1 protein-coding gene is annotated in these 237 nt (G+C 65.4%); it reads left to right on the plus strand.

Annotated elements, in window-relative coordinates; translation table 11 throughout:
• On the plus strand, positions 1 to 237 hold a 237-nt coding region (locus SB679_RS26210; protein ID WP_410705342.1), incomplete at both ends, for a chromate transporter.

Raw genomic sequence — 237 nt, forward strand, 5'->3', positions numbered from 1 at the left:
GCCCGGATGCGCTGTTCCTGGCCGGAGCCCTGGCCGCCTGCATCGTGACCTGGTTTACCTTCCTGCCGTCATTCCTGTTCATTCTTGCGGGCGGCCCGCTGGTCGAGGCCACGAAGGAAGACCTGAAGTTCACGGCCCCGCTGACGGCCGTCACCGCCGCTGTCGTGGGCGTCATCCTGAACCTGGCCGTGTTCTTCGGCTATCACGTCATGTGGCCGAAGGGGTTGGCAGGGCACT

Origin of the sequence: Chryseobacterium sp. SIMBA_029 (genome assembly GCF_046535275.1) — a bacterium.
GTDB lineage: Bacteria > Bacteroidota > Bacteroidia > Flavobacteriales > Weeksellaceae > Chryseobacterium.